This window comes from Paenibacillus foliorum, from assembly GCF_013141765.1.
Lineage (GTDB): Bacteria > Bacillota > Bacilli > Paenibacillales > NBRC-103111 > Paenibacillus_S > Paenibacillus_S foliorum.
The window spans coordinates 1-1333 of record NZ_WHOD01000078.1 but is presented as its reverse complement, the minus strand read 5'-3'; the positions used below and the strand labels follow the sequence as shown (position 1 = coordinate 1333).

At 47.3% G+C, this 1333-nt stretch carries 1 protein-coding gene; it reads right to left on the bottom strand.

What is annotated here, in order from left to right:
* Positions 1–122: 122 nt before the first annotated feature.
* Positions 123–1333: IS110 family RNA-guided transposase (locus GC093_RS21265; protein ID WP_216624743.1), on the bottom strand; the 1211-nt coding region annotated here is incomplete at its 5' end.

The following is a 1333-nucleotide window of genomic DNA, read 5'->3' as shown; positions in this document are numbered from 1 at the left end:
GGGGGCGGAGGCCGGTATTTCTAACGGAATGGGTCTGTGCCCTTTTGTTCAATGGATCCCGGTACTCTATGCTTTCTTTGTCTGAAATCCTGCGAATGCACCAGCTTGCGTGAGTATCTAGATTAAGCGGCTAATGGTAGTGTCTTGGCGGGATTGTAAGCTTCACCAGTGCGTGCCATACCCACGAGAAGACGCGCAAGTTTACCAAGTAGCTTCATTATGGACTTCATCTTTTTGAGCTTCTTCACTTGAACATTACGTTGATGAAGGGCTTTGAATTCGGGATTGGTCATGACCATACACATCGTGATCAGGTAGAGAAAATGTCGTAGCCGGGGGCGACCTCGCTTACTCAGAACCATCTGACCTCTCCATTTTCCAGAGCTAGCTTCAGAGAGATTCAGACCAGCATGACGTAGAAGCGCATTACCATGTGTATAGCCGCTAAGGTCTCCAGATTCGCCTAAAACACCTGCGAGTGAAGTAGTGCTAATCCCTTTAATGGCAAGGAGTTTAGCTGCAAAGGGGATGCGATTAAGAACGGAAGTTACCGCTTCATCGATCCGTTGTAATTGGGACTGGGCTAAGTCGTACTCTTCGAGAAGTTGGCTAAGATGAAGCCTAAAGGCCTTAGTAGCTTGTTGGATGCCAACTGTACGTTTGGCAAGATCGATAAGTAGCTGAGCTCTGCGAACGCCTGAATGTCGCTTTACGAATTGCTTCCAACCTGAAATGACATCCTCTGGTGTTAATTTAATGATGTCTGAAGGAACGGGAAACAACCGAAGGGTAGCGATCGCGCTTGTACAAGTGAGGATCTTAAAGACCTGCCTCAATTCGGGGAAGACGATGTCTACCCAACGATGGATCTGATTCACAGCACTTACAAGCCGTTTCACAACGGTTTCTCGGTTTGCCATTAGCACACGAAGTTCTTCAAATTCTTCTTGGTGAAAGCGAACAGGGGCGTAATACCCGTTCTTTACCATGTCAGCAATGACCAATGCATCTTTCTTGTCGCTTTTGGAAGGGGTGTTATCTCTGTTTTCTTTGTTCTTTTTCACAAGATGAGGGTTGACGAGGACCGCTTCAAATTGGTTACGTTCGAGCCATCTAGCAAATGAGAGCCAGTAGTGGCCGGTAGGTTCCATGCCGATGATAGAGGCCTGGAGTTGGTAAGAAGTGAGCAAGTCGCGGATCCAGCGATGAAAGAATTGAAAGCCAACTTCATCATTACTAAACTCAAGAGGGCTGCCAAGTGCGATACCGCGAAAGTTAACGGCTCTGGCCACATGGGTTTCTTGAGCAATATCTACTCCGACAACAAGATGGC